The sequence below is a fragment of the Promicromonospora sp. NPDC052451 genome (assembly GCF_044547525.1).
Classification (GTDB): Bacteria; Actinomycetota; Actinomycetes; order Actinomycetales; family Cellulomonadaceae; genus Promicromonospora.
Genome location: NZ_JBIUAP010000009.1, coordinates 89,404 through 113,816, shown reverse-complemented (window position 1 = coordinate 113,816; position 24,413 = coordinate 89,404). Strand labels below are relative to the sequence as shown.

Sequence of the window (24,413 nt, the reverse complement as noted above, 5' to 3'; positions counted from 1 at the left end):
CGGGGTCGGCATCCGATACAGCCCCGTGGCCGGCCGGCCCTGCTCAGTCCTGGAGCCGTTCCCGGGCCTCCATCAGGGCGAATCCCAGCAGGTTGAGGCCACGCCAGGCGGCGGGCCGCTCCGCGTTCTCGTTCCGGGCGCCCATCCCGATGCCCCAGACGCGGTCGCGCGGGCTGGCCTCGACGAGCACCCGGGAGCCGGTGCGCAGCAGGAAGTCGCGCAGCTCGGGGCGCGAGGCGAACTTGTGCACGTTGCCGCGCACCACGATCTCGAACCGTTCGCGTACCCACACGGCATCGTCGAAGTCACGCACCGTGCGACCCGCCGCCTTCGCGAGCGCGGGGTTCGGCGCCTCGACCGCGGCCCGTTCGGCCTCCGGGTCACCGAACAGGCGGGCCTTCTGCGCCATCATCCAGTGCTCGGCGGTGCGGTAGTGCACGCCGTCCACGGTGAAGGGCGCTTCGAACCACTGGCTCAGGCTGCCCCTGCCGACCGAGCCGTCCGGCTCCGGCTGGTGCCCCCAGAAGTGCAGGTACCGGGGTGTCGCGCCCGCGTCGACGAGTGCCCGGAGCTCGTCGACGGAACGGGCGGAGGCAGGCCGGAGCGTGACGTCGTGGGACATGCCCGGAAGTGTGCCAGGAGCCTCTGACACGGCTCGCCGTCGGAGTCATCCCGTTCACGATGGCGTTCGCGACTCATCCGAGGTGCCGCCCGAGGTGCCGCGGCATCGAGCGCGCGTCTCAGCCCGCGTCTCCTACCGCGACGACCTCGACCTCGTAGCCGTCCTCGTCCTCCAGGTAGGCCGCGTAGTGATCGGGACCTCCCGCGTGCGGGTGCCGCTCCGGGAAGAGGAGAGCCCAGCCGTGCTGGGTGGCCTCGTCGACGAGCCTGTCCACGTCGGCACGGGTACCGCCCTGGAACGCGAGGTGGTTGAGCCCGGGCGCGAGGCGGTCGTGCGCCCCGGCCACCATGGCCGGGCTCTGCTCGACGACGACATAGGTGCCGTCCAGGATCCAGCTCACCCCGGCGCTCCACCGCTGGTGCTCGGCGTACCCGAGCGTGGTCAGGAGCCAGCCCCATGATCGCTCGGCACGCGCCAGCGACGGAACCCACAGCTCGACGTGGTGCAGCCGTCCCCGGGTCACGGTGCGGCCGCCGCGATCACGCGGGTCAGGCTGCGGTGCAGCAGCCCGAGCTCCTCCGCCGACATGCCCAGGCGCGCCATGATCGCCGGCGGAACCTCGAGGGCACGCTCCCGCAGCGCGCGGCCCTCGTCGGTGAGCTCGACGGCGAGCGCCCGCTCGTCGCGAGGGTCGCGCCCCCGGGACACGTAGCCGATCGCCTCGAGCCGCTTGAGCAGCGGCGACAGCGTGCCGGGGTCGAGCTGGAGCAGCCCGCTGAGCTGCTTGACCGAGAGGGGCGACTGCTCCCACAGCGCCAGCATCACCAGGTACTGCGGATGGGTGATCCCCATCGGTTCGAGCAGCGGGCGGTACAGCGCGATGACGCTGCGCGAGGCGACCGCGAGGGCGAAGCAGACCTGGCGGTCGAGGGCCAGGAGGTCTTCGGGCGCACTCGCCGCGGACTCGGCCGGGGCGTGGCTCCCGGCGGGCACGTCCGCCTCGCCGGCGGTCACCTTCGAGGTGGACTTCGAGACAGACGTCGAGGCGGACGGCGACGCGGCTCCCGTCCTGGGCGTGACGGCCATGGAGCTCCTCTCCGATCTTGACCAGGCTATCAGTTGGTGTGCAAACTATTGGTACACCAAATAAGTGGAGGCACACCATGCGCAACAGCGACGGCCTGACCCTGGGCTACCGCTTCAAGTGGCGGCTCAACTGGCTGCTGCTCCACGTGGCCGGCCCCGCCGAGCAGGCCGACGACACCGACCCCCGCCGCCGGATGGAGCGCGAGCGCGCCGCGCTCGTCGCCCGCAACCGTGCGGAGCGGGACGCCCGCTGAGCCGGTCAGTGCCCGGCCGCGGTGAGCAGGTCCCGGGACAGCGGGGCGAGCGGATAGCGTGCGACCGGGTCCGCCGGGTCGATCCACACGAGCTCCTCGAGCTCGGCCCGGACGGCGATCTCCACGCCAGGGCGCAGCCGCACGCGGTAGGCGTGGGCATCGACGACATGATCGGGCTCGTTGGCGGCGACCGCGCCGAACCGGCCCAGGCTCTCGACGTCGGCCGGGTCCAGCCGCAACCCGACCTCCTCCTCGAACTCGCGCAGCAGCGCGGCCAAGGGCTCCTCCCCCGGCTCGATCTTGCCGCCCACCTGCATGAAGGCCTGCGTCCCCCGCTTGCGGACCAGCAGGTGCCGCCCGTCGGCGCGCTCCACGACCGCCGCGACGATCCGCAGCGTCGTCACCGGGTTGTCCGCACTCATGCCTGCTCCACGATCTCGTCGATCACCGTTCCGCCCAGCACCTGCACCACGAGCGGCACGCCGACCAGGCCGGCCGAGGTGATGTCCGGGTCGTCGTCGGACGGTTCGTCGTAGAAGTCCGGCCCGCCACCCGTCCCGGTCTGCGGCTCGGGCCTGTGCACGGCCGCTCGCGCCTCGGGCGCACCACTCGCAGCGCGTGCCCGTCGCTCGTTCGCCTGCCGCAACGCCTCGCGTGCACTGCCCGCGCCCGACGTCGGAGCGCGGGTGGGCGCCGGAGCCTGCTCCTCGTACACCGGCTCGGGTTCAGGCATGTCGTAGTCCGCCGGGGGCTCGGACGCACTCGCCCCCGAGAGCCATGCCTCGTCGGCAGCGCTCGCCGCCGACGGCGGACGGGCCGCAGGACGGGTGGGCTCCGGGCGCGCCGCGTCGGGCCCGGACGGCTCCGGACGAGACGGCTCGGGACGGGACGGCTCGGGGCGTTCGGCGACAGCGACGCTCCCCGACGCCACAGCAACACCTGCGCGCGCGCTCGCCGGAGAGCTGCCCGACGCACCACCTGGCACAGCACCCGGTACACCACCCGGTGCAGGCGCGGTGACAGCCGCCGCCGAGGCGACCCCACCGCCGGGAGCAGGCACGTCCGGCCAGTCCGACACCGGCGGCGCAGCCGGGGCCGAAGCTCCGGCGCCCTCTGCCCCCGGTCCGGACCCGCCGCCGGGCGACGGCGTCGTACCGCGCCCCCCTGCGGAACCACCGGGTGCGCCACCGCCAGGGGCACCACCACCGGGTGCACCGCCACCCGACGGCCCCTCGTCGAGGGTCGCCTCGACCCGTACGCGGATGCCGAGCGTCTGGTAGACCGCTTCTTCCACGGCGCTGGTGTGCCGGGCGTTCGAGAAGGCGCGGGCGAGCCCAGGAGCCGCGAACCCCAGCTTCAGCGTGCCGCTGTCCAGCGCTGCGACCTGGGCGTTCGGGCCGACGAGCGACCACGTCACGCGGGCCGCGGCAAGCGCACCGAGCACCTCGGGCCAGCGCCGCCGGACGGTCTCCGTGGTGACCCCGGGCTCGACGCCGTCTGCCGCGGGTGCCTCACCGCCTGACCGGGACGAGACGGGGGCTGCCGCGGCCTCAGGCGCGGCAGGGGCAGCCGCTGCGGGAGCGGACGCGGTCGCCTCGGGCGTCGGTGCGGCCTCGGGCGCGGCCACGTCCGGTCGCGGCGTCTCTTCTGCGGGCGGCGTCTCCACCGGTGCGGGCGCCGCAGGCGCCGAGCCGGTCGACGCGTGGGCGACATCCGATCCGGCGGCTTCGGGCCCTGCGGCGTCCGACCCCGATTCCTGGAGGGGCTCCGCCGCGGCGGGAGCGTCCGGTGCGGCAGGCTCCGGAGCCGGCTCCGCCGTCGGAGCGGGGCGGGTTGCAGCCGGGGCCTGTGCCGGCGTCCGGCCCGGCTCGTCCCGCTTTCTGCGCGCGTCCAGCACGGCCCGTGCCGCGGCCGGACCGGTGAGCCCGCTGGCAGACGACGGGTCGGCCGGCGCGGAGGCGCCGGACACGGATGCGGCACCGGCCACGGGCGCCGACGGCGCTCCGGATCCGACGATCCCCCCGCGTTCCAGCCGGTCGATGCGCGCGGCGAGCCCCGCGGCGCCGTCGTCGGCCCCGGGCAGGAGCAGGCGCGCGCACAGGAGCTCCAGGTGCAGGCGCGGCGAGGTCGCACCCGTCATCTCGGTCAGTGCGGCATTCACCAGGTCTGCCGCGCGGGAGAGCTCGGCCACGCCGAGGCGCCCCGCCTGCGTGCGCATGCGGTCGAGCTGATCGGTCGGGATGCCGCGCAGCACGGCGCTGGCCGCATCGCCCGAGACCGCGATGACGATGAGATCGCGCAGGCGTTCCAGGACGTCCTCGACGAACCGGCGCGGCTCGTGCCCCGTCGCGATGATCTGGTCGACGACCCGGAAGATCGAGCCTCCGTCGCGGGCGGCGAGCGCGTCCACGACGTCGTCCAGCAGGCTCGCGTGGGTGAAGCCGAGCAGCCCCACCGCCAGGTCGTAGTCCACGACCCCGCCCGTCGCGCCGGCGATGAGCTGGTCCATCACGGACAGGGAGTCGCGGACGGATCCCCCGCCCGCTCGCGTGACCAGCGGGAGCACCCCGCTGCCCACCTCGATCCCCTCGGCGCCGCAGAGCTGCTCCAGGTACGGGGACAGGACGTCCGGCGGCACGAGCCGGAACGGGTAGTGGTGCGTGCGCGACCGGATGGTGCCGATGACCTTGTCCGGCTCCGTGGTCGCGAAGATGAACTTGATGTGCGGCGGCGGTTCCTCGACGATCTTGAGCAGCGCGTTGAAGCCCTGCGGCGTCACCATGTGCGCCTCGTCGAGGATGAAGATCTTGTACCGGTCGCGCGCCGGGGCGAAGGTGGCGCGCTCACGCAGGTCGCGCGCGTCGTCGACACCGTTGTGCGACGCCGCGTCGATCTCCACCACGTCGAGCGAACCGGGGCCGCCGCGCGCCAGCTCGACGCACGAGGGGCACTCGCCGCACGGGGTGTCGATCGGCGACTCCGGCGTGTTCTTCGCGCAGTTCAGGGTGCGCGCGAGGATGCGGGCGGACGTCGTCTTGCCACAGCCGCGCGGACCGCTGAACAGATAGGCGTGGTTCACCCGCCCGCTGCGCAAGGCTTGCATCAGGGGACCCGTGACGTGGTCCTGGCCGATCACCTCGGCGAACGTCTCGGGCCTGTAGCGGCGGTAGAGGGCGGTGCTCACCCCCGCAACGATAGACGCCACCACCGACACTCGTGTCCCGGCCGTCCACAACGGTGCTCGCGCAGCGTGCGAGAGGCCGGCGCAGCCACGCCCTGCCTGCCGTCGGAGGTCACGGTGGAAGGATCGCGGCTCGGAAGGCCGCTCCTGCGCCCGTACGGGAGTTGTCCACGGACTGCCCCCCTACCGCCGCAGCGCCCGCCGGGCCAGGGCGTTGCCCAGCCACTGGACCGCCTGCACGATCACCACGATGATCACGACCACCACCGCGGTCACGGCCCAGTCGTACTGCCGGTAGCCCTGGACGATCGCGAAGTCGCCCAGGCCACCCGCGCCCAGGTACCCGCCGATCGCGGACATGTCCAGCACGCCCACGAACAGGAACGTGTATCCGAGGATCAGGGGCGCGAGCGCCTCCGGCACCAGCACGGTCCGCACGATCCGGAACGGCGACGCGCCCATCGCACGCGCCGCCTCGACGACCCCGGGATCGATCGAGACGAGGTTCTGCTCGACGAGCCGCGCGAAGACGAAGGTCGCCATGAAGCTCATCGCGAACGTGAACGCCTCGATGCCGATCGTCTTGCCGATGACGGCGCGGGTCAGCGGGCCCAGCGCCACCAGGAAGATGATGAACGGCACCGGTCGCACGATGTTCACCGCGAGGTTCAGCACCGCGAACACGACCCGGTGCTGCAGCAGGTTCCCCGGCCGGGTCAGGTACAGCCCGAGCCCGAGCGCCAGGCCCAGGACGCCGCCGACCAGCAGCGTGATCAGCACCATGAACGCGGTCTGGCCCGCGGCCTCCCAGAGCAGCGGTGTCAGCCGCTCCCAGTCCTCGGTCATGCGTCAGCCCTCCCGTGATCGTCCACCCAGGTCACGCTCCGCAGCGCTGCCACCGCGGCCTCGACGGCAGCGGCCTCTCCGACGAGCTCCACCGTCAACGACCCGTACGGCCGCTCGGCGACCTCGGTGATCCCGCCGAACACGACGGTGCCGTCCACGCCGTGCTCGCGCAGCGTCCGTGTGAGCACGGCCGACGAGCCGGCCACCTCGTCCACGCCGACCGTCACGATGTGCCCGGTGTGCCGGGCCCGTAGCCGGGCCAGCACCTCGGGAGAGGGCCGGTCGCGCAGGGCCGTCGCGACGAACCGCCGCGTGGTGTCGTGCGCGGGCGCGCTGAACACCTGGTAGGCCTCGCCCACCTCGACCACGTGCCCGCGCTCCATCACGGCCACGCGGTGGCAGATCGACCGCACCACGTCCATCTCGTGCGTGATCACCACCACGGTGATCCCGAGCTCACGGTTGACGCGCTGGAGCAGGTCCAGCACGTCGCGCGTGGTCTCGGGGTCGAGGGCCGACGTCGCCTCGTCCGCCAGCAGGATGCGCGGGTTCGTCGCCAGTGCCCGGGCGATCCCGACGCGCTGCTTCTGCCCGCCCGACAGCGTGGACGGGTACACCCCGGCCTTGTCCGCCAGGCCGACGAAGTCCAGCAGCTCCGCGACACGCGCCTCCCGGCGAGCACGCGGCCAGCCGGCGACCTCGAGCGGGTAGGCGACGTTCCCCGACACGGTCCGGGAGGAGAGCAGGTTGAACTGCTGGAACACCATCCCGATCCCGGCCCGGACGGGGCGCAGGCGCGCCTCGCTCAGGGAGCCGAGGGACGTGCCGTCCACCACGACGTCGCCGCCGGTGGTGCGCTCGAGCGCGTTGATCAGGCGGACGAGGGTCGACTTCCCCGCGCCCGACTGACCGATCACACCGAAGATCTCGCCCTCGCGGATGTCGAGGGTGACCCCGTCGACGGCGCGCACCTCGGCGCCCTTCCCCCGGCCCGGGAACACCTTCGAGGCATTCTCGAACCGGATGATGCTGCTGGTCGCCGCAGGCATCAGGAGGCGTCCTCCTGGATGCCGGCCAGGATCTCCTGCAGCTCGGCCGCGGAGTTGTCTTTGATGACGCCGGTGCCGCCCGACGCCTCGATCACGCCGTCGGTGACCTCCGGGGAGTGGTAGATCTCGACGAGCTGCTGGAACACCTCGTTGTCGGCGTCGGCCCCGCGCGCCACCCACACGTTGATGTAGGGCTCGGCGGCCGACGAGTCGGGGTCGTCCGAGAAGATGGCGTCCTCGGCGGTCAGGTCGGCGTCGCCCACGAAGTCGTTGTTGATGATCGAGGCGTCGACGTCCTGCAGCGCGAGCGCCGTCTGGGCGGCGTCGACCGGGGTCACGGTCACGCGCGACTCGTCCTCGAGCACGTCGGCCGGCGTGGAGAACGCGGTGCCGCCGTCGCGCAGGGCGATCAGGCCGGCCTCCTGGAGCACGAGCAGCGCGCGGGCCTGGTTCGTGTCGTCGTTCGGGATGGCGATCTCGCCGCCGTCGGGGATGCTCTCCACGCTGTCGTGCTTGAGCGAGTAGAGGCCGAGCGGGTAGACGGCGGTGGCCGCGATCGGCGTGAGGTCCGACTCGGTGGCCGTGTTGTAGTTGGCGAGGAACTGCAGGTGCTGGAACTGGTTGAGGTCCAGGTCACCGTCGGTCAGACCCTGGTTCGGGAGCTGGTAGTCGCTGAAGTTCACCAGCTCGACGCTGATGCCCTCCTCCTCGGCCAGGTCGGTGAACGTGGTCCAGTAGTCGTCGCCGGAGTTGACGACGCCGATGCGGACCGGGTCGTCGGCCGAGCCCGTGGCGGGGGTGATCTCGTCGGAGCCCGCGCAGGCGCTCAGGGCGAGGGCGGTGGTGACGGCGAGGCCTGCGGACAGGACAGTGGTGAAACGAGACATGGGTGGGTCCTCTCGGAGCGCACGGACGCGGGTGTGCCTGTGCTCAGGATGCGGGGGGCCGGCGTGTTGCGCAGGCCGACGTACGTCGGCGGGCCACGGCCATCAGCAACGTGGCGAGCTCGGGACGGTGCGGGTGCGACCCTCAGCGGGTCGCGGGAAGGTACGGCGCGCTCAGCGGCCGCACATTCGCCCGCCGCGCACGCGGTCGCGACACATGGCGTCGCGACAGGTGCGCGACGTCGTGGCGGCGGTCCAGGTGCGGGTCATGCGGACATCGTGCGTCACCGCAGGGCGCCAGAGCCAGCCACTTCCGGAAAATCCCATGATGCGGACGAAAACCTGTCCACATGGTGGAGGAGCCGCAGAACTCCGGGCATGAGAGGACCCCCCGCACACCCACCAGAGCTCACTTACCCTTGCTGCCTTCCGGCCCTGGGGGAGTTCGGCGAGATGGTGCCGCACGAGGGGTCTGCCCCCAGCCTAACCGATCCCGGAGGCCCGGCCGAACCCGCGAGCCCCCGCACAGGCCGGGCCCACGCCACGATTCGTTGTCCGAGCGAGGTGTCCGGTATCCTCGTCAGGCCGCGCCAGACTTCGGTCCAGTGGCCGCGCGCTCGCCCAGGGGTGGGACGCGAGGAGGATTCGCCTAGTGGCCTATGGCGCACGCTTGGAAAGCGTGTTGGGTTAACGCCCTCGGGGGTTCGAATCCCCCATCCTCCGCAGTCCGATGACGCGAGACATCACCGATGTCTCGCGTCATCGTCGTTTCGCCCCCACGTCATGTGGCGTTACGGGCACGCTCACCTCGGTCTGGTCGGGTTGACCGGCATCGACCCCTGACCTGGAGGAGAGCACATGTCCACGACCCCCGGCATCTCACGCCGCACCATGCTCACGGCAGCCGGCGCCGTCGGCGCCCTCGGTGCCTCGGCCGCACTGGCCACGCCGGCCGCGGCGCAGACCGCGCACGGCGGCAGGCCCGTGATCGGCCCGGCGCGCGGCGAGTGGCTGCACGCCATGAGCTTCAACGTGCGCTACGACCGCGAGGGTCAGACCCAGCCGGGCGAGCCCGACTACTGGCCGGAGCGAGCGCCGCTCACCGCCGCGTTCCTGCGGTTGGAGCAGCCGACGATCCTCGGGGTCCAGGAGGTGGAGTTCAACCAGCTCACGGCGGTCGAGGAAGGCCTGGGCCGCGGCTACGAGATGGTGGGCTTCGGGCGCGACGGCGGAGCCGCGGGCGAGTACTCGGCCATCTTCTACGACGCGCGCCGGCTGACGGTGACGTGGTGGGACCAGTTCTGGCTGTCCGACACGCCCGCCGTGATCGGCTCGGCCACCTGGGGCAACACCGTGACCCGGATCGTCACGTGGGCCCGGTTCCACGACACCGTGACCGGCCGTGACTTCGTGCACATCAACTCGCACTTCGACCACCAGGCCGAGAACGCCCGCCTCCGCAGCGCCCAGGTGGTCCGGGAGCAGGTCGCCGCGGCCGGCCTGCCCGTCGTCTTCACGGCGGACTGCAACGCCGCGGCCGAGGCGTCCGCTCCGTACGACGTGCTGGTGACCGACGGCGGCCTCCAGGACACCTGGCTCGCCGCGGACCGCCGGCTCACGCCGTACGCGGGCACGTTCCCCAACTACGGCACCCCGGACCCGGACGGCACCCGCATCGACTGGATCCTCGCCACGCCCGGCGTCGAGGTGCGCTCGGCGGCGATCAACACGTGGACCCGGGACGGCCGGTACCCCAGCGACCACACCCCGGTGCAGGCGCTGCTGCGCATCGGCTGAGGCCCGGCCGCCGGTGCCGCCCGGTCGCGCCGCCCGGCACGCGGACGGCGCGACCGGTCACGCCATCAGGCGCGACGGCGCGTGGCCAGCGCCACGCCGATCCCCGCGGCACCGACCACGAGCCCGGCACCGCCGAGCCACCGGCCCACCGGGTCCACGGCGTCGGTCGTGGCCGCCGCGGCATCGTCCGCACCGTCGGGCGACGTCGCGGCGCCGTGGTGCCCGTCCTCCTCCGCGGCGGTCGTGGTGAGCACCGGCGCGGGTGCCTCGGGCTCCGTGCCGTCGTCCGCCGGGAGGTCGTCCCAGTCGACGACGTTGCCGTCGGTGTAGGTCTGGTGCGCGGGGAGCACCACGGTGGTGCCCTCCTCGGGCAGCGCGCCGACGCGGACGGCGAACTCCTGGTACTCGTGCGGCGGCACCTCGTGCCCCTCCTGGGCGGTCCAGGTCACGCGGACGGGCGCCTCGTCGACGGTCGCGCCCTCTACCTCGAACGGCTCGTCGAGCGTGGCGGTCTCGACCTTCACGTCCCAGCCGGGCAGGCTGCGCGGCGTGACGCTGAGGAAGGGGGTGTCGGTGGGCAGGTCCACGACCAGCTCCGACGTGGACGCCGTGTCCGACTCCGTGGGCACGCGGAACGTCAGGCTCGCGTAGCTCTCGGCGGCGGTGGTGTCGGGGTTCACGGTCACGTGGGCGTACGCCACCGACGGCAGCAGCACCAGGACGGCGGTGGCGGGAACGGCCGCGAGGGCGCGGCGGGCGGGCATGCTGAAGCGAGTCATGTGCTCGGTCCTTCGTTCTGAGGGGTGTGCGGGCGTGCGTGGACGCGCCCCCGCCCGAGATCCTCAGGCCGCGAGGCGCATCACCAGGGCCGGCGGCGGCCCGCGCTCCGGCGCGACGGACAGGTCGACGGAGCCCGACGGCACCACGGGCACGACCGGCACGAGGGCCCGGCGCACGACCGGGAGCCGCAGCGGAGCCGCCGCGAGCGGACGGACCAGCCAGGACGCGAGCAGCCAGATGCCGCGCTCCACACCCACGAGCAACGCGACGGAGACCACCGTGGCCACGACGTGCCAGAGGAGCATCCCCGCGCCGAGCGTGGTCGGCTCGGCCCCGGCCGCGCAGGCCCCGGCGCCGCCGAGGACGGCTCCGGCCGGGTGCGCATGACCCCAGGCCGTCAGGCCGTCGTCGGGCAGGGTGGGCGCCGCGCACGCGCCGCCCAGGTAGGTGAACGCGCGGTGGAGGGCGTACTGGCCGAGGCCGGCCAGCGCCAGGCCACCGGGCCAGCGCACCTGCCGTCGGACGGCGACCGCGGTCACCGCGAGCAGGAGGGCGCCGAGGAGCGCGATCGCCTCGGCGGGCGGCAGATGACCACCGGCCTCGAGGTGCGCCGTCAGGGCGAGGGCGAGGACGACCACGGCCCACAGGAGCGCGCGGCCGAGGCCCACTGCTCCTGAGGACGGGTCCGGCACAGCACGCACCCTAGCCGGGACTACCCCTCGGGCTGAACCTCGTCGGCGGCCTGCTCCGGCACGGCCGGCATGATCTGCTTCTCCGGCGTGATCGAGTCGGCGGGAACGCAGTCCTCGGCGTTGCGCAGCGGCTGGTCGGCGGCCACGTCGACGTCCTTCACGTCGAGGGGCACGTCGTAGTTCTCGCCGATGAGCAGGTCCACCGCGGGGCCGCCCCGGTCGTCGAGCACCAGGCGCATCTTCGGGAACTGCGCGGCCAGCTCGTAGGCCTGCACGATGCCGGTGCGGCCGAACCGGATCTCCGACTCGGGCAGCACCACGGGCACGTTGCCGACCTCCATGATCTCGAAGCCGCGGTCGGAGAGGACGGTCTCGTGGGCCTGGCCGAGGCCGAGCTGACCGTCGGTCGCGTTGAGCAGGCGGACCTTGATCTCGGAGTAGGCGACCGGGAGAGCACCGTCGGGCTGCCCCTCGACCGCCGGGAGGCAGGCGACCGGGTACGTCTTCTGCTCGGAGGCGCCCACCGTGGTGAACGGCCGGTTGAACGGGGAGCTGATCGCCCCCGAGAAGACCGCGAGCGCGAAGATGCCGCAGACCGCCAGGAATGCGATGAGCACACCGAAGACCACGGCCTGGCGCTCGTGCTCGCGGCGCCGGCGCTCCACGCGCGCCTGGTCGTACCCGGGGGTTGTCACGCGTCGAACCTACCTGAGGTCAGCGGATGGTGAGGACACGAGCGTGGAGCACGGGACGCTGCTGGAGGGCCGCCCGCACGGCGCGGTGCAGGCCGTCCTCCAGGTAGAGCGTGCCCTCGTACTCCACGACGTGCGCGAACAGGTCGCCGTAGAACGTGGAGTCCTCCGCGAGGAGCGTGTCGAGGTCGAGCGTGCGCTTGGTGGTCACCAGCTCGTCGAGCCGTACCTGGCGCGGGGGCACGTCCACCCAGTCGCGCGAACGCGACCGCCCGTGCTCGGGGTACGGGCGGCCGTCTCCTACGGCCTTGAAGATCATCGGTCCGTCCTCACTGGGCTCGGCGGGGCACGGTCCGGGAGCGGCGGTACGACCTGCCTGCTGGGCACCGGACGGGCTCCCGCACACTACCGGACGGTACCTGACCGCGACAGCCGGCAGGACGCCGGAGCGGCGTCCTGCCGCTGATCGCGGTCAGGATCGTTGTCGGAACGTCATCGGCCCGGCCGTCAGACGGCCGGGACGTCCCGGCGGCGGAATCCGAGGAAGGCGAGCACGAACAACAGCGCCGCCACCCCGCCCAGTCCCCACAGGTGCGACGCCTCGACCTGTTCGAGCGCGGGGTTGCCCACCCACCAGAACGGCGAGATCTTGCGTGCCCACTCGGGCAGGTCGAACAGGTCGGCGAACATGCCCACCAGGAAGACGTACCCGACCATCACCCAGGCGACGCCGGTGGCCCGCGGCAGCCAGCCGTAGAGGGCGGCCGCGAGACCGACGAGCACCGCGAGGGCCGGCAGGTACGCGAGGCCCAGCTCCAGGTACTCGCCGAACCGGACGTCGTCGTACCCCGTCGAGGCGGCGCCGAACCAGAGCGCGAGCGCGCCGGTGAGCTGGACGACCACCGTGCCCAGGAGCGCGACCACGAGCGAGGACGCGAACCAGCGCCCGCGGGACACCGGCGTGGCCAGCGTGATCTCCGTGCGGCCCGCCTCCTCCTCGCCCTTGACCCGGAGCGCCGCGGCGGTGCCGTAGGCGGCGGCACCGGCCGCGATGTAGAGGCCGAAGATGCCCAGGAAGGTGCGGACCATGTCCTCGTTGCTGCCGAGGAGGGCCGTGTAGATGGGGTTGCCCTCGACGGCGTCGAGCATCTTCGGCACCTCCCGGATGATGGTGCCGGAGCCGAGCCACATGAGGCCGAGGCCGAGCGCCGTCCACATCAGGGCACCCCGCTGCTGCACCCAGGCCAGCGGCCCGGGGCCGGTCAGCGTGGGCCGGGCGTCGGGGTGGCCCGGGCGGACGGCGACCAGCCCGCCCCCGAAGTCGCGCCGCGAACCCAGGAACGCGGCGACCACGATCAGCACGACGATCGCCGCGACGCACAGGCCGAGCGGCCACCACCTGAGGTCCACGAAGACCCGGGTCTGCTGGACCCAGGCGATCGGGGACAGCCACGACAGGGCGCTGCCGTGCCGCTCCTGGACGTCACCCAGCGCACGCAGGAGGAACGCCGCGCCGAGCGCCGCGAGGGACACGCCGACGGCTCCCCGGCCGTGCTCGTACGCCTGGGCAGCGACGAGCGCGACCGCACCGAAGACGAGCGCCCCGAGCGCGATCGCGGAGGTCATCGCGAACGACTGTCCCGCGTCGAAGCCCTGCGCGGTGACCGCCACCGCGCTGGTCACGGCGATGACGACGTTCATGACGAGCACCAGGAGCAGGGCTGCCACGGACGGCGCATGACGGCCCACCGCACCGGCACGCACGAGCTCGGACCTGCTGCTCTCCTCCTCGGCACGGGTGTGCCGCACGACCTGGAGGATGCTCATCACGGCCAGCGTGAGCACGACCCAGAGGATGAACTCGTTCGCGACGGCGGCGCCGGGGGTGTAGTCGTCGATGCCGTAGCCCGGCCCGGTCATGGAGACCATCGCGGGCGACGAGACCAGCACCGAGCGGGCGGCGCTGGCGTCGGGGTCGTCGAGCAGCACGTACTCGCCGAGCCCGCCCGCGTACAGGAGCGTGACGCCGAGGGTCCACCAGAGGATCCGCGTGCGGTCGCGGCGGAGCATGAACCGCAGCAGCATGCCCGTACCGGTGAGGGTGGACCCGAGCGCGGGGCCGGCGACGGCAGGAACCGGCGGTGTGGCGACGGCGGCGCTCATCGCGTACCTGCCGTCTCGGACTGCAGCGCGTCGCCGTAGTGGCGCAGGAACAGCTCCTCCAGCGACGGCGGGGTCGCGGTGAGGCTGCGCACGCCGAGGGCGGTGACGGCGGACAGCACGGTGCCGATCTGCGCGTTGTCGACGTCGAACGTGACCCGGGTCCCGGCGCCGTCGGAGGGCGTGCCGACCAGGTCGTGCACCCCGATCAGGTCGGCGAGGGCCGCGGGGTCGGCCCCGACCACGGCGGTCACGCTCGTGCGGGTGAGGTGGCGCAGCTCGTCGAGCGTGCCGGACTCGACGTCCACGCCGTTGCGGATGATCGTGACGGTGTCGCACACCTTCTCGACCTCGGACAGGATGTGGCTGCTCAGGAGCACGGACCGGCCCGCCGCCTTGGCCTCCCGCACGTAGTCGGTGAACACGGCCTCCATGAGGGGGTCCAGCCCGGAGGTGGGCTCGTCGAGCACGTACAGCTCGGGGTCGGTCAGGAAGGCCGCCACCAGGGCGACCTTCTGCCGGTTGCCCTTGGAGTAGGTGCGCGCCTTCTTGCGAGGGTCCAGCTCGAAGCGCTCGAGCAGCTCGGCCTTGCGGGCCTTGAGGCGGGCCCGGTCGGCGCGCCCGCTGAGGCGGGCGAGGTAGTCGATGCACTCGCCGCCGGTCAGGTTGGGCCACAGGCTCACGTCGCCGGGCACGTAGGTGATGCGTCGGTGCAGCGCGACGGCGTCACGCCAGACGTCGCCGCCGAACAGGCGGGCCGTGCCGGACTCGGCCCGGAGCAGCCCGAGCAGCACCCGGATGGTGGTGGACTTGCCGGCGCCGTTGGGTCCCAGGAAACCCCGGACCTCCCCGGGCTGGACGGTGAGGTCCAGGCCGTCCAGGGCCCGGACGCTGCCGAAGGACTTGCGCAGGTCGTAGATCTCGATCGCTGGTGTGGCGGTCATGGCGTACTCGCTCTCTGACGTGGTGGGGGTCCGTGTCAGGGCAGTGCCAGTGGGGGCCGGGGAACCGGTCAGCCAGGGGCGGGCGCTGCCCCGTCGCGCGACGGCGGGTCCGGTACGTACAGGAGGTACTCGTCGAGCATGCGGCGAGAGGTGAGGAATCCCTCGGTGAACAGCTCCATCATGGGCAGGTAGCTGTTGGTCATGTAGTCGCGGACGATGGCGGTGAGGTCGCCCGGGTCCGACGGCGGGTCCAGGGTCACCTCGAGCAGCAGCGCGCCGAGGGACGAGAGCGTGAGGTAGCGGGCGCGGGCCGCCTCGTCCCGGCTGGGCACGAGCACCCCGGCGGCGACGCCGTCGCGGGCGTAGCCCACCGCGTCGTCGACCATGTGGGCGAGGAACTCGCGGGCGAGCTCCCCGCCGTCCTGCATCGAGCGCAGCACGTAGCCGAGGATCACGGCGTTCTCCTCGGCGGCGGCGAAGCGCTGGAAGAAGCTCTGCCCGGACGCCACGATCTCGACGTTCTCGCGCTTGAGCCGGCTGATCGTGGCCAGCAGGTGCGCGTCGCACTCGGCGCGGAGCCGGTCCTTCGAGCCGAAGTGGTGCATCACGAGGCCCGCGCTGACCCCGGCGTCGGCCGCGATGGACCGCACGGAGGCGCCGAAGCCCTCGACGGCGAACCGGCTGATCGCGGCGTCCCGGATGCGGGACCGCGCCGTGCGGTCGGCGTCGCCGGGCGCGCCTCCGCCCGGGGACTGCTCGGCACCGCTCGTTGAACGCATGTTCAGCATCCTATACGCGCGTTCAGCCGATGTGCCAGCAAATCACCCGGGGGTGACCCCGAAAAGTGCCGCCTCCCGCGCCGCATACCGGAAATAATGCCCACGAGATACTCACCCCAGACAGGAGAATCCATGATGAGAAGGCTCCACCGGGTCGCCGCTGCCGTGGCCGCCCTCGGGATCGCCACCGCCCTGGCGGCGGTCGCCCCGGCGCAGGCCCGCGACACCGCCGAGCTGACGGCCGCCCCGGCGGTCAGCACCGCCCGTGTGGCGTCCGGTGCCGCGGCTCCGGCCGCGGAGGTGTACTACCGCTCCTGCAAGCCGGGGGTCAACGAGCCCGCCCAGGTGCGCAGCTGCATGTACCTGTACAAGGACGGCCCGCGCTTCTACGGCGAGGCGATGGTCACGGACATCGACGGCGGCAAGGACTACGACGTCCTCGCGGTGGACCTGCGGATCCAGGCCTACGCGGGCGGCAAGTGGCAGCTCCTGAGCGGCACGTGGAAGGACGACGCGGACGGCTGGTTCGGCTACCGCGACCGCGCCTACCACACCACGTGGATGACCTGCTACGGCGCGGGCGAGACGCTGCCGCTGCGCGCGGCGGCCACGATCCGCTACAAGCTGGCGGACGGCACGCAGCGGACGACGGTCACGCGGTACTCGCCGTCGGCCCGTACCTGGTGCCCATGATCGGGCTGACCGCCTGAGGGACCGGCACCGGCCGGCCACGCGTCGTCGCGTGGCCGGCCGGCGCACGTCAGGCCTGGGCCGTGCCGCGCCAGCGGCCGATCGCGCCCATGACGTGGTAGATCACCAGGGCCGCGGCGGTGCCCAGCGCGATGCCGCCGAACTCCAGGTCCCCGGCGGTCCAGGTGAAGTTCGCGATGCCGATGATGAGCGGCACGGCCGCCGTCGTGAGGTTCACCGGGTCGGAGAAGTCGACGCGCGCCTGCACCCAGATGCGGGCACCGAGGATGCCGATCATCCCGTAGAGCATGGTGGTGGCGCCGCCGAGCACCCCGGCGGGCACGGTGGCGATCAGCGCCCCGAACTTCGGCGACAGGCTGAGCACCAGCGCACCGACCGCGGCCACCCAGTAGGCCGCGGTCGAGTACACGCGGGACGCCGCCATGACGCCGATGTTCTCCGCGTACGTCGTGGTGCCGGAGCCACCGCCGAGACCGGCGAGCGTCGTGGCCACGCCGTCCGCGAGCAGCGCCCGACCGGTGAGCCGGTCGTAGTCCCGCCCGGTCATGGCGGCCACCGACTTCACGTGGCCCACGTTCTCGGCGACGAGCACGAGCACCACCGGGAGGAACAGGCCGAGCACGGCCGGGTCGAACGACGGGGCCACGAAGTGCGGCAGGCCGACCCAGCCGGCCTGATCGACCTTCGTGAAGTCGACCTCGCCGCGCACCGCGGCGAACGCATAGCCGATCGCCACGCCCAGCAGGATGGCGAGGCGGCCGAGCAGACCCCGGAACAGGACCTGGATCAGGATGATCGAGCCGAGGGTCACGACGGCGGTGAGGGGGGCCTCCTTGAAGTTGCCCCACGCCGCCGGCGCCAGGTTGAGCCCGATGAGCGCGACGATGACGCCCGTGACCACGGGCGGCATGGCCGCCTGGATCCAGCGCGGGCCCGCGAAGTGCACCACCGCGCCGATGATCGCCAGCAGCACGCCGGTGGCGAGGATGCCGCCGATCGCGACGGACTGGCCGCCCGACGCCGTGGCCGCCAGGATCGGCGCGATGAACGCGAAGCTCGACCCCAGGTAGCTCGGCAGCCGGTTGCCCGTGATCAGCAGGAACGTGATGGTGCCGAGCGCCGAGAAGAAGAGCGTGGTCCCAGGGTCGAACCCGGTGAGCACCGGCACCAGGAACGTGGCGCCGAACATCGCGACGATGTGCTGCAGACCGATCCCGACGGTGCGCGGCCAGCTCAGGCGCTCGTCGGGGGCGACCACCTCGCCCGGGGTGATGCGGGTGCCGTCACCGTGCAGCTTCCAGCCGAGTCGCATCGCTGTTGTCCTTGATCTCGCGGGGCGTCAGTGTCGCGCGGATCTTACCGGCCCACCCCGGTCGAGAACGGCCGGCCCCGGTCAGCAGGTGCTGCTGCGGTACTCGCTGATCACCTCGTCCGGGACCGGCGGCGGGCAGAGGAACCGGGCGTAGCGCTCGTCGTCGTCCACGTACCGCTTGAGCCAGGCGATGCTGTAGCGGGCGATCGTGGTGTCGGGCACGGTGGGCGCGGAGTGGTCCGCGTCGCGCAGCTCCAGGTACGCCTTGTCGCCGTCGGCCGGGAGCGTGTCGTAGAACCGCTCGGCGTGCCGGCGCACCGGCGCGATGACGTCGTCCTCGGCACCGATGACCAGGGTGGGCGTGGTGACCTCCGGGAACGTCTTGTCGGCGCTCCAGGGGGCCAGCGGGATCGCGGCGCGCAGCGCCGGGTCGTCCTTGGCGGCCTCCAGGCTGCCGCCGCCACCCATCGAGTGGCCCATGACGGCGAGCCGGGCGGGGTCGATCCTGTCCGCCACCGCCGTGTCCGCGAGCTGCGCCAGCGCGGCCCGGAGCTGGTCGCCGCGGCGCGGGGGCGCGTCGGCGGTGCTGATCGTGTCGATCGTGAGCACGACGAAGCCCTGCGAGGCCAGGCGCGGCCCGAGCCAGGCGACGGCGGCCTGCGAGGAGCTGTACCCGGGGGCAACGGCGACCGCGCCGAACGTGCCCTCGGACGTGTCCGTGGGGTAGTAGACGGTGCCGCCGCCGAAACCCTCGGCCTCGGCCCGGGTCACGACGAGCGTGGCGACGTCGAACGGGCCACGCGGTGCCTCGATGCTCTGCTCGGTCGGGTCGGGCCCGCGCTGGTGGTCGCCCTCGGCGACGGCCACGGGGACCGCGGCGAGGGTTCCGGCGGCGAGGACGGACGCCGCGAGCGCGGCCCGGACGGCACGAGAAAAGCCACGAGAAAAGCTCTGCATGAACCCTCCCAGGTCGGTGTCGGGGCCCACGCCCCGGCACCGACCCTAGGAAGGTTTCTCTCACCCGGCCTCCCGGGCGGGTGATCCGCGGCCGGCTCAGCCGAGCTGGCGGCGCACCTCGCGGGCGAACAGGTCCAGGTGGTCCAGGTCGGCCAGGTCCAGGACCTGCAGGTAGACGCGCTGGACACCCTCCGCCTCCAGGGCCTTCAGCCGGTCCACCGCCTCGGCGACGGTCCCGGCGATGCCGTGCTCGCGCAGCTCGGCGGGCTCGCGCCCGATGGCGGCCGCGCGTCGCGTGAACTCGGCCTCGTCCTGCCCGACGGCGGCGACGAGCGCCACCGACTGGACGATGGATCCGGGGTCGCGACCGGCGTCGGACAGGGCCTTCTCGACCACCTTGATGCGCGCGCCGATCCCGCTGATCTCCGGGAAGGACTGGTTGTACTCGTCGCCGTAGCGCGCCGCCAGGGCGGGCGTGCGGCGCGGGCCGCCGCCGCCGACCAGCACCGGGATCCTGGCCTGCACGGGCTTGGGCAGCGCCGGCGAGTCGGTGATCTGGTAGTGCTCACCGGAGAAGGAGAACTTCTCGCCGACGGGCGTGCCCCAGAGGCCGGTGACGACGGCGAGCTGCTCCTCCAGGATGCCGAAGCGCTTCTCGGGGAACGGGATGCCGTAGGCGCTGTGCTCGGCGGCGTACCAGCCGGTGCCGAGGCCGAGCTCGACGCGCCCGCCGGACATCTGGTCCACCTGGGCCACCTGGATGGCCAGCACGCCGGGGTGCCGGAACGTGGCCGACGACACGAGCGTGCCGAGCCGCACGGTCGACGTCTCCCGGGCGAGGCCGGCGAGCGTGACCCAGGAGTCGGTGGGCCCGGGCAGACCCTCGCGGCCCATGGCCAGGTAGTGGTCGGAGCGGAAGAAGGCGCTGAAGCCCAGTCGCTCGGTCGCCTGGGCGACGGCGAGCTGGTCGTCGTAGGTCGCGCCCTGCTGGGGCTCGGTGAAGATGCGCAGGTCGAGTGTCACGTCTCGCAGACTACGCTCACCCCGTGACCGGGATCCGCTGGGGCAGCCTCGCCACCGTCGTGGGCGGTGGGCTGATCTTCCTCGTGTGCCTGCTGGGCGTCGTGCTCGGTCATCCGTGGGCCGCCGTCCCCGGGGTGCTCGCGCTGCTCATGGCCGTGCGCGAGGTGCGCTACCTGCGCAGACTCCGGTCGGGCAAGATCCCGTCCCAGGAAAATTAGCGTCGCGCAGGTCACGGTTTGCTCAAGGAGTCTTCACGGGGCTCGGGGGGCACGCGGTAGCCTGCCTGGCATGACCGCCGTCCGTACCCACACGCACGCGCAGGCTGTCGACGCTGCGGTGGACCTGTTCACTCGGCAGGGGTACGAGGGAACCACCGTCGAGGAGATCGCCGACGCCGCCAAGGTGAGCCGCGCGACGTTCTTCCGCCGCTTCCGCTCCAAGGAGGACGTGGTCTTCGCCGACCACGAGCTGCTGCTGGAGGAGGTGGTGGTCATGCTGGCCGCCACCCGGCCCGACGCCCGGGCCAGCGAGGAGTCGGGGCACGACCTGGGCCGCGCCTGGGACCCCGACGTGGACCCGTACCTCGAGGTGTGCCGCGCGGCGCGCATGGTGTTCGACCACCACGTGGGCCAGCGCGAGACGTCGCTCGCGCGCTACGCCCTGCTGCAGCAGGTCCCGGCGCTGCGCGACCGGGAGCTCATCACGACGCACCGCTACGAGCGGGCGTTCACGCACTACCTGCGCGACACCCTGCCGCCGGAGCGGTCGGCCTCCACGGCGTCGATCGCGTTCGCGGCGTCCGTGGTCGCGGTGCACAACGCGATCCTGCGACGCTGGCTGCGCACGCCGTCGCTCGACCTGCGCCCCGAGCTGGAGGAGGCGTTCGCCGACCTGCGGCGAGCCGCCGTCCTCGGCACCTCGGCCAGCCCGCTGGCCGCCGACGGCGCCCCCGCGTCGCGGCGCGTGGTCGTCACCGTGGTGGAGGGGGTGGCCGGGCCCGACGAGGTGGCCCGCGCCGTCCGCGACGCCCTGGTCTGACCGGTCCGGCCCGTGTGGCGCACCGGACATCCCGGGCCCGTTCCCGGGGGAATGCACCCGTGGCATCCTGTGTTCCGCTAGAGATCGTGCAGCAGCAGTTGCACACGTGCTCCGGGGTCGGTGAAATTCCGAGCCGGCGGTGATAGTCCGCGACCCGGGTCGTTCCTTCGGGAGGGACCTGGTTGACCTGGTGAGATTCCAGGACCGACGGTGAAAGTCCGGATGGGAGGAAGCACGTGCGGCGCGCTCCGCCGACCCCTCGGGGTCCCGGCACCGTGCCGTCGTCGGCGCCGTCGTGGCGCGCCGGCCCTCACCCCGGAGTCCCCGTGTGCGGACTTCGGAGAGGGAAAGAGACATGGACTGGTTCCGCGCCGCCTACGACGCGACGTTCCTGGTCGGCGACCAGCAGATCTACTGGCGCGAGGTCATCGGCAACCTGTTCGGCCTGGCCTCCGCCCTGGGCGGGCTGCGGCGCAAGGTGTGGGCCTGGCCGGTGGGCATCGTCGGCAACGTCGTGCTCTTCACCGTCTTCATGGGCTCCTGGTTCGGCGAGACGGGCCGCGCCGACATGCTGGGCCAGGCCGGGCGTCAGATCATGTTCATCGCCGTCTCGGTCTACGGCTGGTACCGCTGGCGGCAGACGCAGCGGACTGGCGGCGTGGGCACCGTGGCCGTGCACCCGGCCTGGGCCTCCTGGCGGGCCCGCGTCGGCCTGGTCACCGGGATGCTCGCCGGGACCCTGCTCCTGACCCCGCTGTTCCGCGCCCTCGGCTCGTACGAGCCGGTGTGGGCCGACGCCTGGATCTTCACGGGCTCCGTGCTCGCCACCTACGGCATGGCCAAGGGCTGGGTCGAGTTCTGGCTGATCTGGGTGGCCGTCGACCTGGTGGGCGTACCTCTGCTCTTCTCCGCCGGGTACTGGGCGACCGCGCTGATGTACGTGATCTACGGCGTGTTCACCCTGGTCGGGTTCTTCGCGTGGTGGCGCATCAGCCGGCGGGAGGGCACGGCGCACAGCGCCGTCGCCGCGCCTGCCTGACCGCTGACCCCGGCCCTGACCCCGATCGCGTACCGTCGGCGCTCGTGAACGCACAGGGGCGTACGGCACGGGTCGGGATCGTCGGATCGGGCTTCCGCGCCCGAACGGTGCTGCGCGTACTGCACGCGCTGCCGGGACGCTTCGAGGTGGCGGGCGTGGCCACGCGCAACGCGGCGGACCGGGAGGCGCTCTCCGCCGGCGGCCTGCCGGCGGCCGGGCTCCCCGGCCTTCCCGCGCCTGCCTGGGCCACGGTCTCCGAGCTGCTGGCCGCCGGCCGCCCCGACCTCGTCGTGCTCACCCTGCCCGCGGGCCCCGCCCAGCCCGTGGTCCGCGACCTCGCCGCCGCGGGTGTCCCCGTGCTCACGGAGACGCCCGCGGCGGGCACCGTCGAAGAGCTTGCCACCCTGCAGCGGCTCGTGGACGACGGCGCCTGCGTGCACGTGGCCGAGCAGTACCACCTGGAACCGCTGATCGGCGCACAGCTCGCGGTCGCGGCGTCGGGCCGGCTCGGCACCGTGACCGACGCGCACGTCGCCGTGGCCCACGACTACCACGGCATCAGCGTGCTGCGGCGGGCGCTGGGCATCGGCTTCGACGACGCCGTGATCACCGCCCGGCGCGACGCGCGCCGCGTGCTGCCGAGCCCCAGCCGTGCGGACGACCCCGAAGACCGTGCCCTGGTCGACACGGTTCACGCGACCGCCTGGCTGGACTTCGGCGACCGGCTCGGCACCTACGAGTTCGACGACGTGCAGTACCGCTCGTGGGTCCGCTCCCCCACGCTCCTGGTCCGTGGCGAACGGGGCGAGCTGCGCGACGACGTGGTACGTCACGTGGGCCCGGACGGCCTGCCGCGGCACGCCACGCTGGAGCGGGTGGCCGCGGGCGGCGCCGGCAGCCACGAGGGCATGTTCCTGCGCGGGTACACGCTCGACGGCGAGTGGCTGTACCGCAATGCGTTCCGCCCGGCCCGCCTGCCCGACGACGAGCTGTCGATCGCCCGCCTCGTCGCCGCGATGGCCGACCACGTGCTGGACGGCGCTCCGTCGCCGTACTCCGTGGCCGAGGCGGCACAGGACCAGTACCTCCAGCTCGCCGTACGGCGGGCCGCGGCGTCGGGCGAGCGGGTCCGTACGAGCCCGCAGCCGTGGGCGCACGGACGGGTCTGCCGGCACGCGGGCTGACCCTCCGGCGCGGTCCGGACAGCCCGGCACCCCCAACCCTCAATGAGACGCCGTATCGCTTGACCTGAGATCCGGTACCGGAGCACCATGGAGGCATGACTCAGACTCCCGGGGTGACGGCGCCCGCCTACGACGTCTCGCAACCGCTCGACATCGACTTCGCCGGCGCCTTCGCCGACGTCACGGAGGAGGAGCGGGCCTGGCAGCTCGCCGTCCGCCGGTTCGTGCAGGACGAGGTCCTGCCCGTCATCGACGGCTACTGGGAGCGGTACGAGGTCCCCATGGACCTGGTCAAGCGCATGGCCGAGCTGGACTTCCTGCGCGACGGCGTGGACGTGCCCGGCTTCCCGAAGGTCTCGAAGATGGCCGAGGGCCTGGCCGCGATGGAGATGTCCCGCGGTGACGGCTCCGTGACCACGATCTGCGGCGTGCAGGGCGGCCTGGCGCTGCGCTCGATCGTGATGCTCGGCTCCGACGAGCAGGTCGAGAAGTACGCCGGGCCCATGGCCCGCGGCGAGATCCTGGGCGCGTTCGCGCTGACCGAGCCCACGCACGGCTCGGACTCCGTGGGCCTGGAGACCTCCGCCGTCCAGGAGACGCGCGACGGCGTCGAGGGCTACGTGATCAACGGCGAGAAGAAGTGGATCGGCTTCGGCTCGATCGGCGACATCTCGGTGGTCTGGGCCCGTGGCGAGGACGGCCAGGTGCACGGCTACATCGTTCCCCAGGACACCCCGGGCTACGAGGCGACGACCATCCAGGGCAAGGTCTCGCTGCGCGCGATCCACCAGGCGCACATCGTGCTGAACGACGTGTTCGTCCCGGCCGAGAACCTGCTGCCGAAGGCGCGCTCCTTCAAGGACACCGGCCGTGTGCTGTTCGCGACCCGCCTCGGCGTGGCCTGGGGCGCCGTCGGGCAGGCCATCGCCTGCTACGAGGCCGCCGTGGCCTACTCGCAGCAGCGCGCGCAGTTCGGCCGCCCGCTCGCGGCGAGCCAGATGGTGCAGGAGCGGCTGACCAAGATGCTGTCGATCCTCACGCAGATGCAGCTCCTGGTGAAGCAGATGACGCGGCTCGACGAGGCCGAGCAGCTCACCGGCCCGCAGGCGTCGCTCGCCAAGTACACGTGCACGCGCGGCGCGCGCGAGATCGCGGCGATCGCCCGCGACCTGCTCGGCGGCAACGGCATCCTGCTGGAGAACCGGGTGGCGCGGCACTTCGCCGACATCGAGGCCCTGCACACCTACGAGGGCACCGAGAGCATGCAGGCCCTCATCATCGGCCGCGAGATCACGGGTACCAGCGCCTTCGCCTGAGCCCTCCGCGCGGAGGCAGGGTAGGGGAAACCCGAGACCCGGGCCGTGGGGTGACGGCATGTCGCGC

Annotated in this window: 26 protein-coding genes, 1 tRNA gene, 1 other RNA gene and 1 riboswitch; of the genes, 9 read left to right on the top strand and 19 right to left on the bottom strand. The window is 72.8% G+C overall.

What is annotated here, in order from left to right; translation table 11 throughout:
- Window positions 1–43: 43 nt before the first annotated feature.
- From ACIG47_RS17100 to ACIG47_RS17090, 3 genes are all read right to left on the bottom strand, one after another.
- Window positions 44–622, bottom strand: a complete 579-nt coding sequence (locus tag ACIG47_RS17100; RefSeq protein ID WP_397432200.1) for an NADAR family protein — start codon at window positions 620–622, stop codon at window positions 44–46.
- Window positions 623–740: 118 nt separating this feature from the next.
- Window positions 741–1,145 (bottom strand): VOC family protein, encoded by a 405-nt coding sequence (locus tag ACIG47_RS17095; protein ID WP_397432199.1) that lies wholly within the window; start codon window positions 1,143–1,145, stop codon window positions 741–743.
- The gene (locus tag ACIG47_RS17090) at window positions 1,142–1,615 is read right to left on the bottom strand and encodes a MarR family winged helix-turn-helix transcriptional regulator (RefSeq protein WP_397432309.1); all 474 of its coding nucleotides are present in this window, start codon (window positions 1,613–1,615) and stop codon (window positions 1,142–1,144) included. Before ACIG47_RS17090 ends, ACIG47_RS17095 begins: the two co-directional genes overlap by 4 nt.
- A gap of 170 nt (window positions 1,616–1,785) precedes the next feature.
- Here ACIG47_RS17090 and ACIG47_RS17085 point away from each other — a divergent pair, with 170 nt between their 5' ends.
- Complete coding sequence (locus ACIG47_RS17085; RefSeq protein WP_397413218.1) at window positions 1,786–1,962, top strand: hypothetical protein; 177 nt, start codon at window positions 1,786–1,788, stop codon at window positions 1,960–1,962.
- Window positions 1,963–1,967: 5 nt separating this feature from the next.
- Here the strand turns inward: ACIG47_RS17085 and ACIG47_RS17080 are convergent, their stop codons facing one another.
- From ACIG47_RS17080 to ffs, 6 genes are all read right to left on the bottom strand, one after another.
- Entirely contained in the window at window positions 1,968–2,384 is a 417-nt protein-coding gene (locus tag ACIG47_RS17080; RefSeq protein WP_397432198.1) for an NUDIX domain-containing protein, read from the bottom strand.
- On the bottom strand, window positions 2,381–5,146 hold the full coding sequence (locus ACIG47_RS17075) for a DNA polymerase III subunit gamma and tau (protein WP_397432196.1): 2,766 nt from the start codon (window positions 5,144–5,146) through the stop codon (window positions 2,381–2,383). The genes ACIG47_RS17080 and ACIG47_RS17075 overlap by 4 nt, the downstream gene beginning before the upstream one ends.
- Before the next feature lie 180 nt (window positions 5,147–5,326).
- Window positions 5,327–5,989: a methionine ABC transporter permease gene (locus ACIG47_RS17070; protein WP_397413210.1), complete on the bottom strand. Its 663-nt coding sequence runs from the start codon at window positions 5,987–5,989 to the stop codon at window positions 5,327–5,329.
- Complete coding sequence (locus ACIG47_RS17065) at window positions 5,986–7,038, bottom strand: methionine ABC transporter ATP-binding protein (RefSeq protein ID WP_397432194.1); 1,053 nt, start codon at window positions 7,036–7,038, stop codon at window positions 5,986–5,988. Before ACIG47_RS17065 ends, ACIG47_RS17070 begins: the two co-directional genes overlap by 4 nt.
- A complete protein-coding gene (locus ACIG47_RS17060; RefSeq protein ID WP_397413207.1) occupies window positions 7,038–7,925 on the bottom strand; it encodes a MetQ/NlpA family ABC transporter substrate-binding protein in 888 nt (295 codons plus the stop codon). Before ACIG47_RS17060 ends, ACIG47_RS17065 begins: the two co-directional genes overlap by 1 nt.
- Before the next feature lie 376 nt (window positions 7,926–8,301).
- Window positions 8,302–8,398: signal recognition particle sRNA small type (gene ffs, locus ACIG47_RS17055), an RNA gene on the bottom strand.
- Between the two features lie 162 nt (window positions 8,399–8,560).
- Between ffs and ACIG47_RS17050 the strand changes: the two genes are divergently transcribed.
- Both ACIG47_RS17050 and ACIG47_RS17045 read left to right on the top strand, forming a co-directional pair.
- A tRNA-Ser gene (locus ACIG47_RS17050) sits at window positions 8,561–8,645 on the top strand.
- 135 nt (window positions 8,646–8,780) lie between these two features.
- Window positions 8,781–9,719: an endonuclease/exonuclease/phosphatase family protein gene (locus tag ACIG47_RS17045; RefSeq protein WP_397432192.1), complete on the top strand. Its 939-nt coding sequence runs from the start codon at window positions 8,781–8,783 to the stop codon at window positions 9,717–9,719.
- A gap of 65 nt (window positions 9,720–9,784) precedes the next feature.
- Here ACIG47_RS17045 and ACIG47_RS17040 read toward each other — a convergent pair whose 3' ends face one another.
- From ACIG47_RS17040 to ACIG47_RS17010, 7 genes are all read right to left on the bottom strand, one after another.
- Window positions 9,785–10,498, bottom strand: a complete 714-nt coding sequence (locus tag ACIG47_RS17040; RefSeq protein WP_397432191.1) for a YcnI family protein — start codon at window positions 10,496–10,498, stop codon at window positions 9,785–9,787.
- A 63-nt stretch (window positions 10,499–10,561) separates the two neighbouring features.
- Complete coding sequence (locus ACIG47_RS17035; protein ID WP_397432189.1) at window positions 10,562–11,191, bottom strand: hypothetical protein; 630 nt, start codon at window positions 11,189–11,191, stop codon at window positions 10,562–10,564.
- 20 nt (window positions 11,192–11,211) lie between these two features.
- Window positions 11,212–11,886: a LytR C-terminal domain-containing protein gene (locus tag ACIG47_RS17030; RefSeq protein ID WP_397413199.1), complete on the bottom strand. Its 675-nt coding sequence runs from the start codon at window positions 11,884–11,886 to the stop codon at window positions 11,212–11,214.
- A gap of 19 nt (window positions 11,887–11,905) precedes the next feature.
- The gene (locus ACIG47_RS17025) at window positions 11,906–12,202 is read right to left on the bottom strand and encodes a type II toxin-antitoxin system VapB family antitoxin (protein WP_397413197.1); all 297 of its coding nucleotides are present in this window, start codon (window positions 12,200–12,202) and stop codon (window positions 11,906–11,908) included.
- 188 nt (window positions 12,203–12,390) lie between these two features.
- Window positions 12,391–14,046: an ABC transporter permease gene (locus ACIG47_RS17020; protein WP_397432188.1), complete on the bottom strand. Its 1,656-nt coding sequence runs from the start codon at window positions 14,044–14,046 to the stop codon at window positions 12,391–12,393.
- Window positions 14,043–14,987 (bottom strand): ATP-binding cassette domain-containing protein, encoded by a 945-nt coding sequence (locus tag ACIG47_RS17015; RefSeq protein WP_397432187.1) that lies wholly within the window; start codon window positions 14,985–14,987, stop codon window positions 14,043–14,045. The genes ACIG47_RS17020 and ACIG47_RS17015 overlap by 4 nt, the downstream gene beginning before the upstream one ends.
- Window positions 14,988–15,055: 68 nt before the next feature.
- Window positions 15,056–15,766, bottom strand: coding sequence for a TetR family transcriptional regulator (locus ACIG47_RS17010; RefSeq protein ID WP_397413191.1), 711 nt, complete (start codon window positions 15,764–15,766; stop codon window positions 15,056–15,058).
- Between the two features lie 132 nt (window positions 15,767–15,898).
- On the opposite strand from ACIG47_RS17010, the gene ACIG47_RS17005 reads away from it, so the two are divergent.
- Complete coding sequence (locus ACIG47_RS17005; RefSeq protein ID WP_397432186.1) at window positions 15,899–16,459, top strand: hypothetical protein; 561 nt, start codon at window positions 15,899–15,901, stop codon at window positions 16,457–16,459.
- 67 nt (window positions 16,460–16,526) lie between these two features.
- Here the strand turns inward: ACIG47_RS17005 and ACIG47_RS17000 are convergent, their stop codons facing one another.
- The 3 genes from ACIG47_RS17000 to ACIG47_RS16990 all read right to left on the bottom strand — a co-directional run bounded on the left by ACIG47_RS17000 (window position 16,527) and on the right by ACIG47_RS16990 (window position 19,769).
- Window positions 16,527–17,789: a uracil-xanthine permease family protein gene (locus ACIG47_RS17000; protein ID WP_397432185.1), complete on the bottom strand. Its 1,263-nt coding sequence runs from the start codon at window positions 17,787–17,789 to the stop codon at window positions 16,527–16,529.
- An 81-nt stretch (window positions 17,790–17,870) separates the two neighbouring features.
- Entirely contained in the window at window positions 17,871–18,746 is an 876-nt protein-coding gene (locus tag ACIG47_RS16995; RefSeq protein WP_397432183.1) for a serine aminopeptidase domain-containing protein, read from the bottom strand.
- Window positions 18,747–18,842: 96 nt separating this feature from the next.
- A complete protein-coding gene (locus ACIG47_RS16990) occupies window positions 18,843–19,769 on the bottom strand; it encodes an LLM class F420-dependent oxidoreductase (RefSeq protein WP_397413183.1) in 927 nt (308 codons plus the stop codon).
- Window positions 19,770–19,792: 23 nt separating this feature from the next.
- On the opposite strand from ACIG47_RS16990, the gene ACIG47_RS16985 reads away from it, so the two are divergent.
- The 5 genes from ACIG47_RS16985 to ACIG47_RS16965 all read left to right on the top strand — a co-directional run bounded on the left by ACIG47_RS16985 (window position 19,793) and on the right by ACIG47_RS16965 (window position 24,346).
- Window positions 19,793–19,987, top strand: coding sequence for a hypothetical protein (locus ACIG47_RS16985; protein WP_397413181.1), 195 nt, complete (start codon window positions 19,793–19,795; stop codon window positions 19,985–19,987).
- A 70-nt stretch (window positions 19,988–20,057) separates the two neighbouring features.
- Entirely contained in the window at window positions 20,058–20,807 is a 750-nt protein-coding gene (locus ACIG47_RS16980; RefSeq protein ID WP_397413179.1) for a helix-turn-helix domain-containing protein, read from the top strand.
- Between the two features lie 102 nt (window positions 20,808–20,909).
- A riboswitch (FMN riboswitch) is annotated at window positions 20,910–21,047 on the top strand.
- Between the two features lie 115 nt (window positions 21,048–21,162).
- Window positions 21,163–21,846, top strand: a complete 684-nt coding sequence (pnuC, locus tag ACIG47_RS16975; protein ID WP_397432182.1) for a nicotinamide riboside transporter PnuC — start codon at window positions 21,163–21,165, stop codon at window positions 21,844–21,846.
- 44 nt (window positions 21,847–21,890) lie between these two features.
- Window positions 21,891–23,030: a Gfo/Idh/MocA family protein gene (locus ACIG47_RS16970; RefSeq protein WP_397432181.1), complete on the top strand. Its 1,140-nt coding sequence runs from the start codon at window positions 21,891–21,893 to the stop codon at window positions 23,028–23,030.
- Between the two features lie 95 nt (window positions 23,031–23,125).
- On the top strand, window positions 23,126–24,346 hold the full coding sequence (locus tag ACIG47_RS16965) for an acyl-CoA dehydrogenase family protein (RefSeq protein ID WP_397432179.1): 1,221 nt from the start codon (window positions 23,126–23,128) through the stop codon (window positions 24,344–24,346).
- Window positions 24,347–24,413 lie beyond the last annotated feature (67 nt).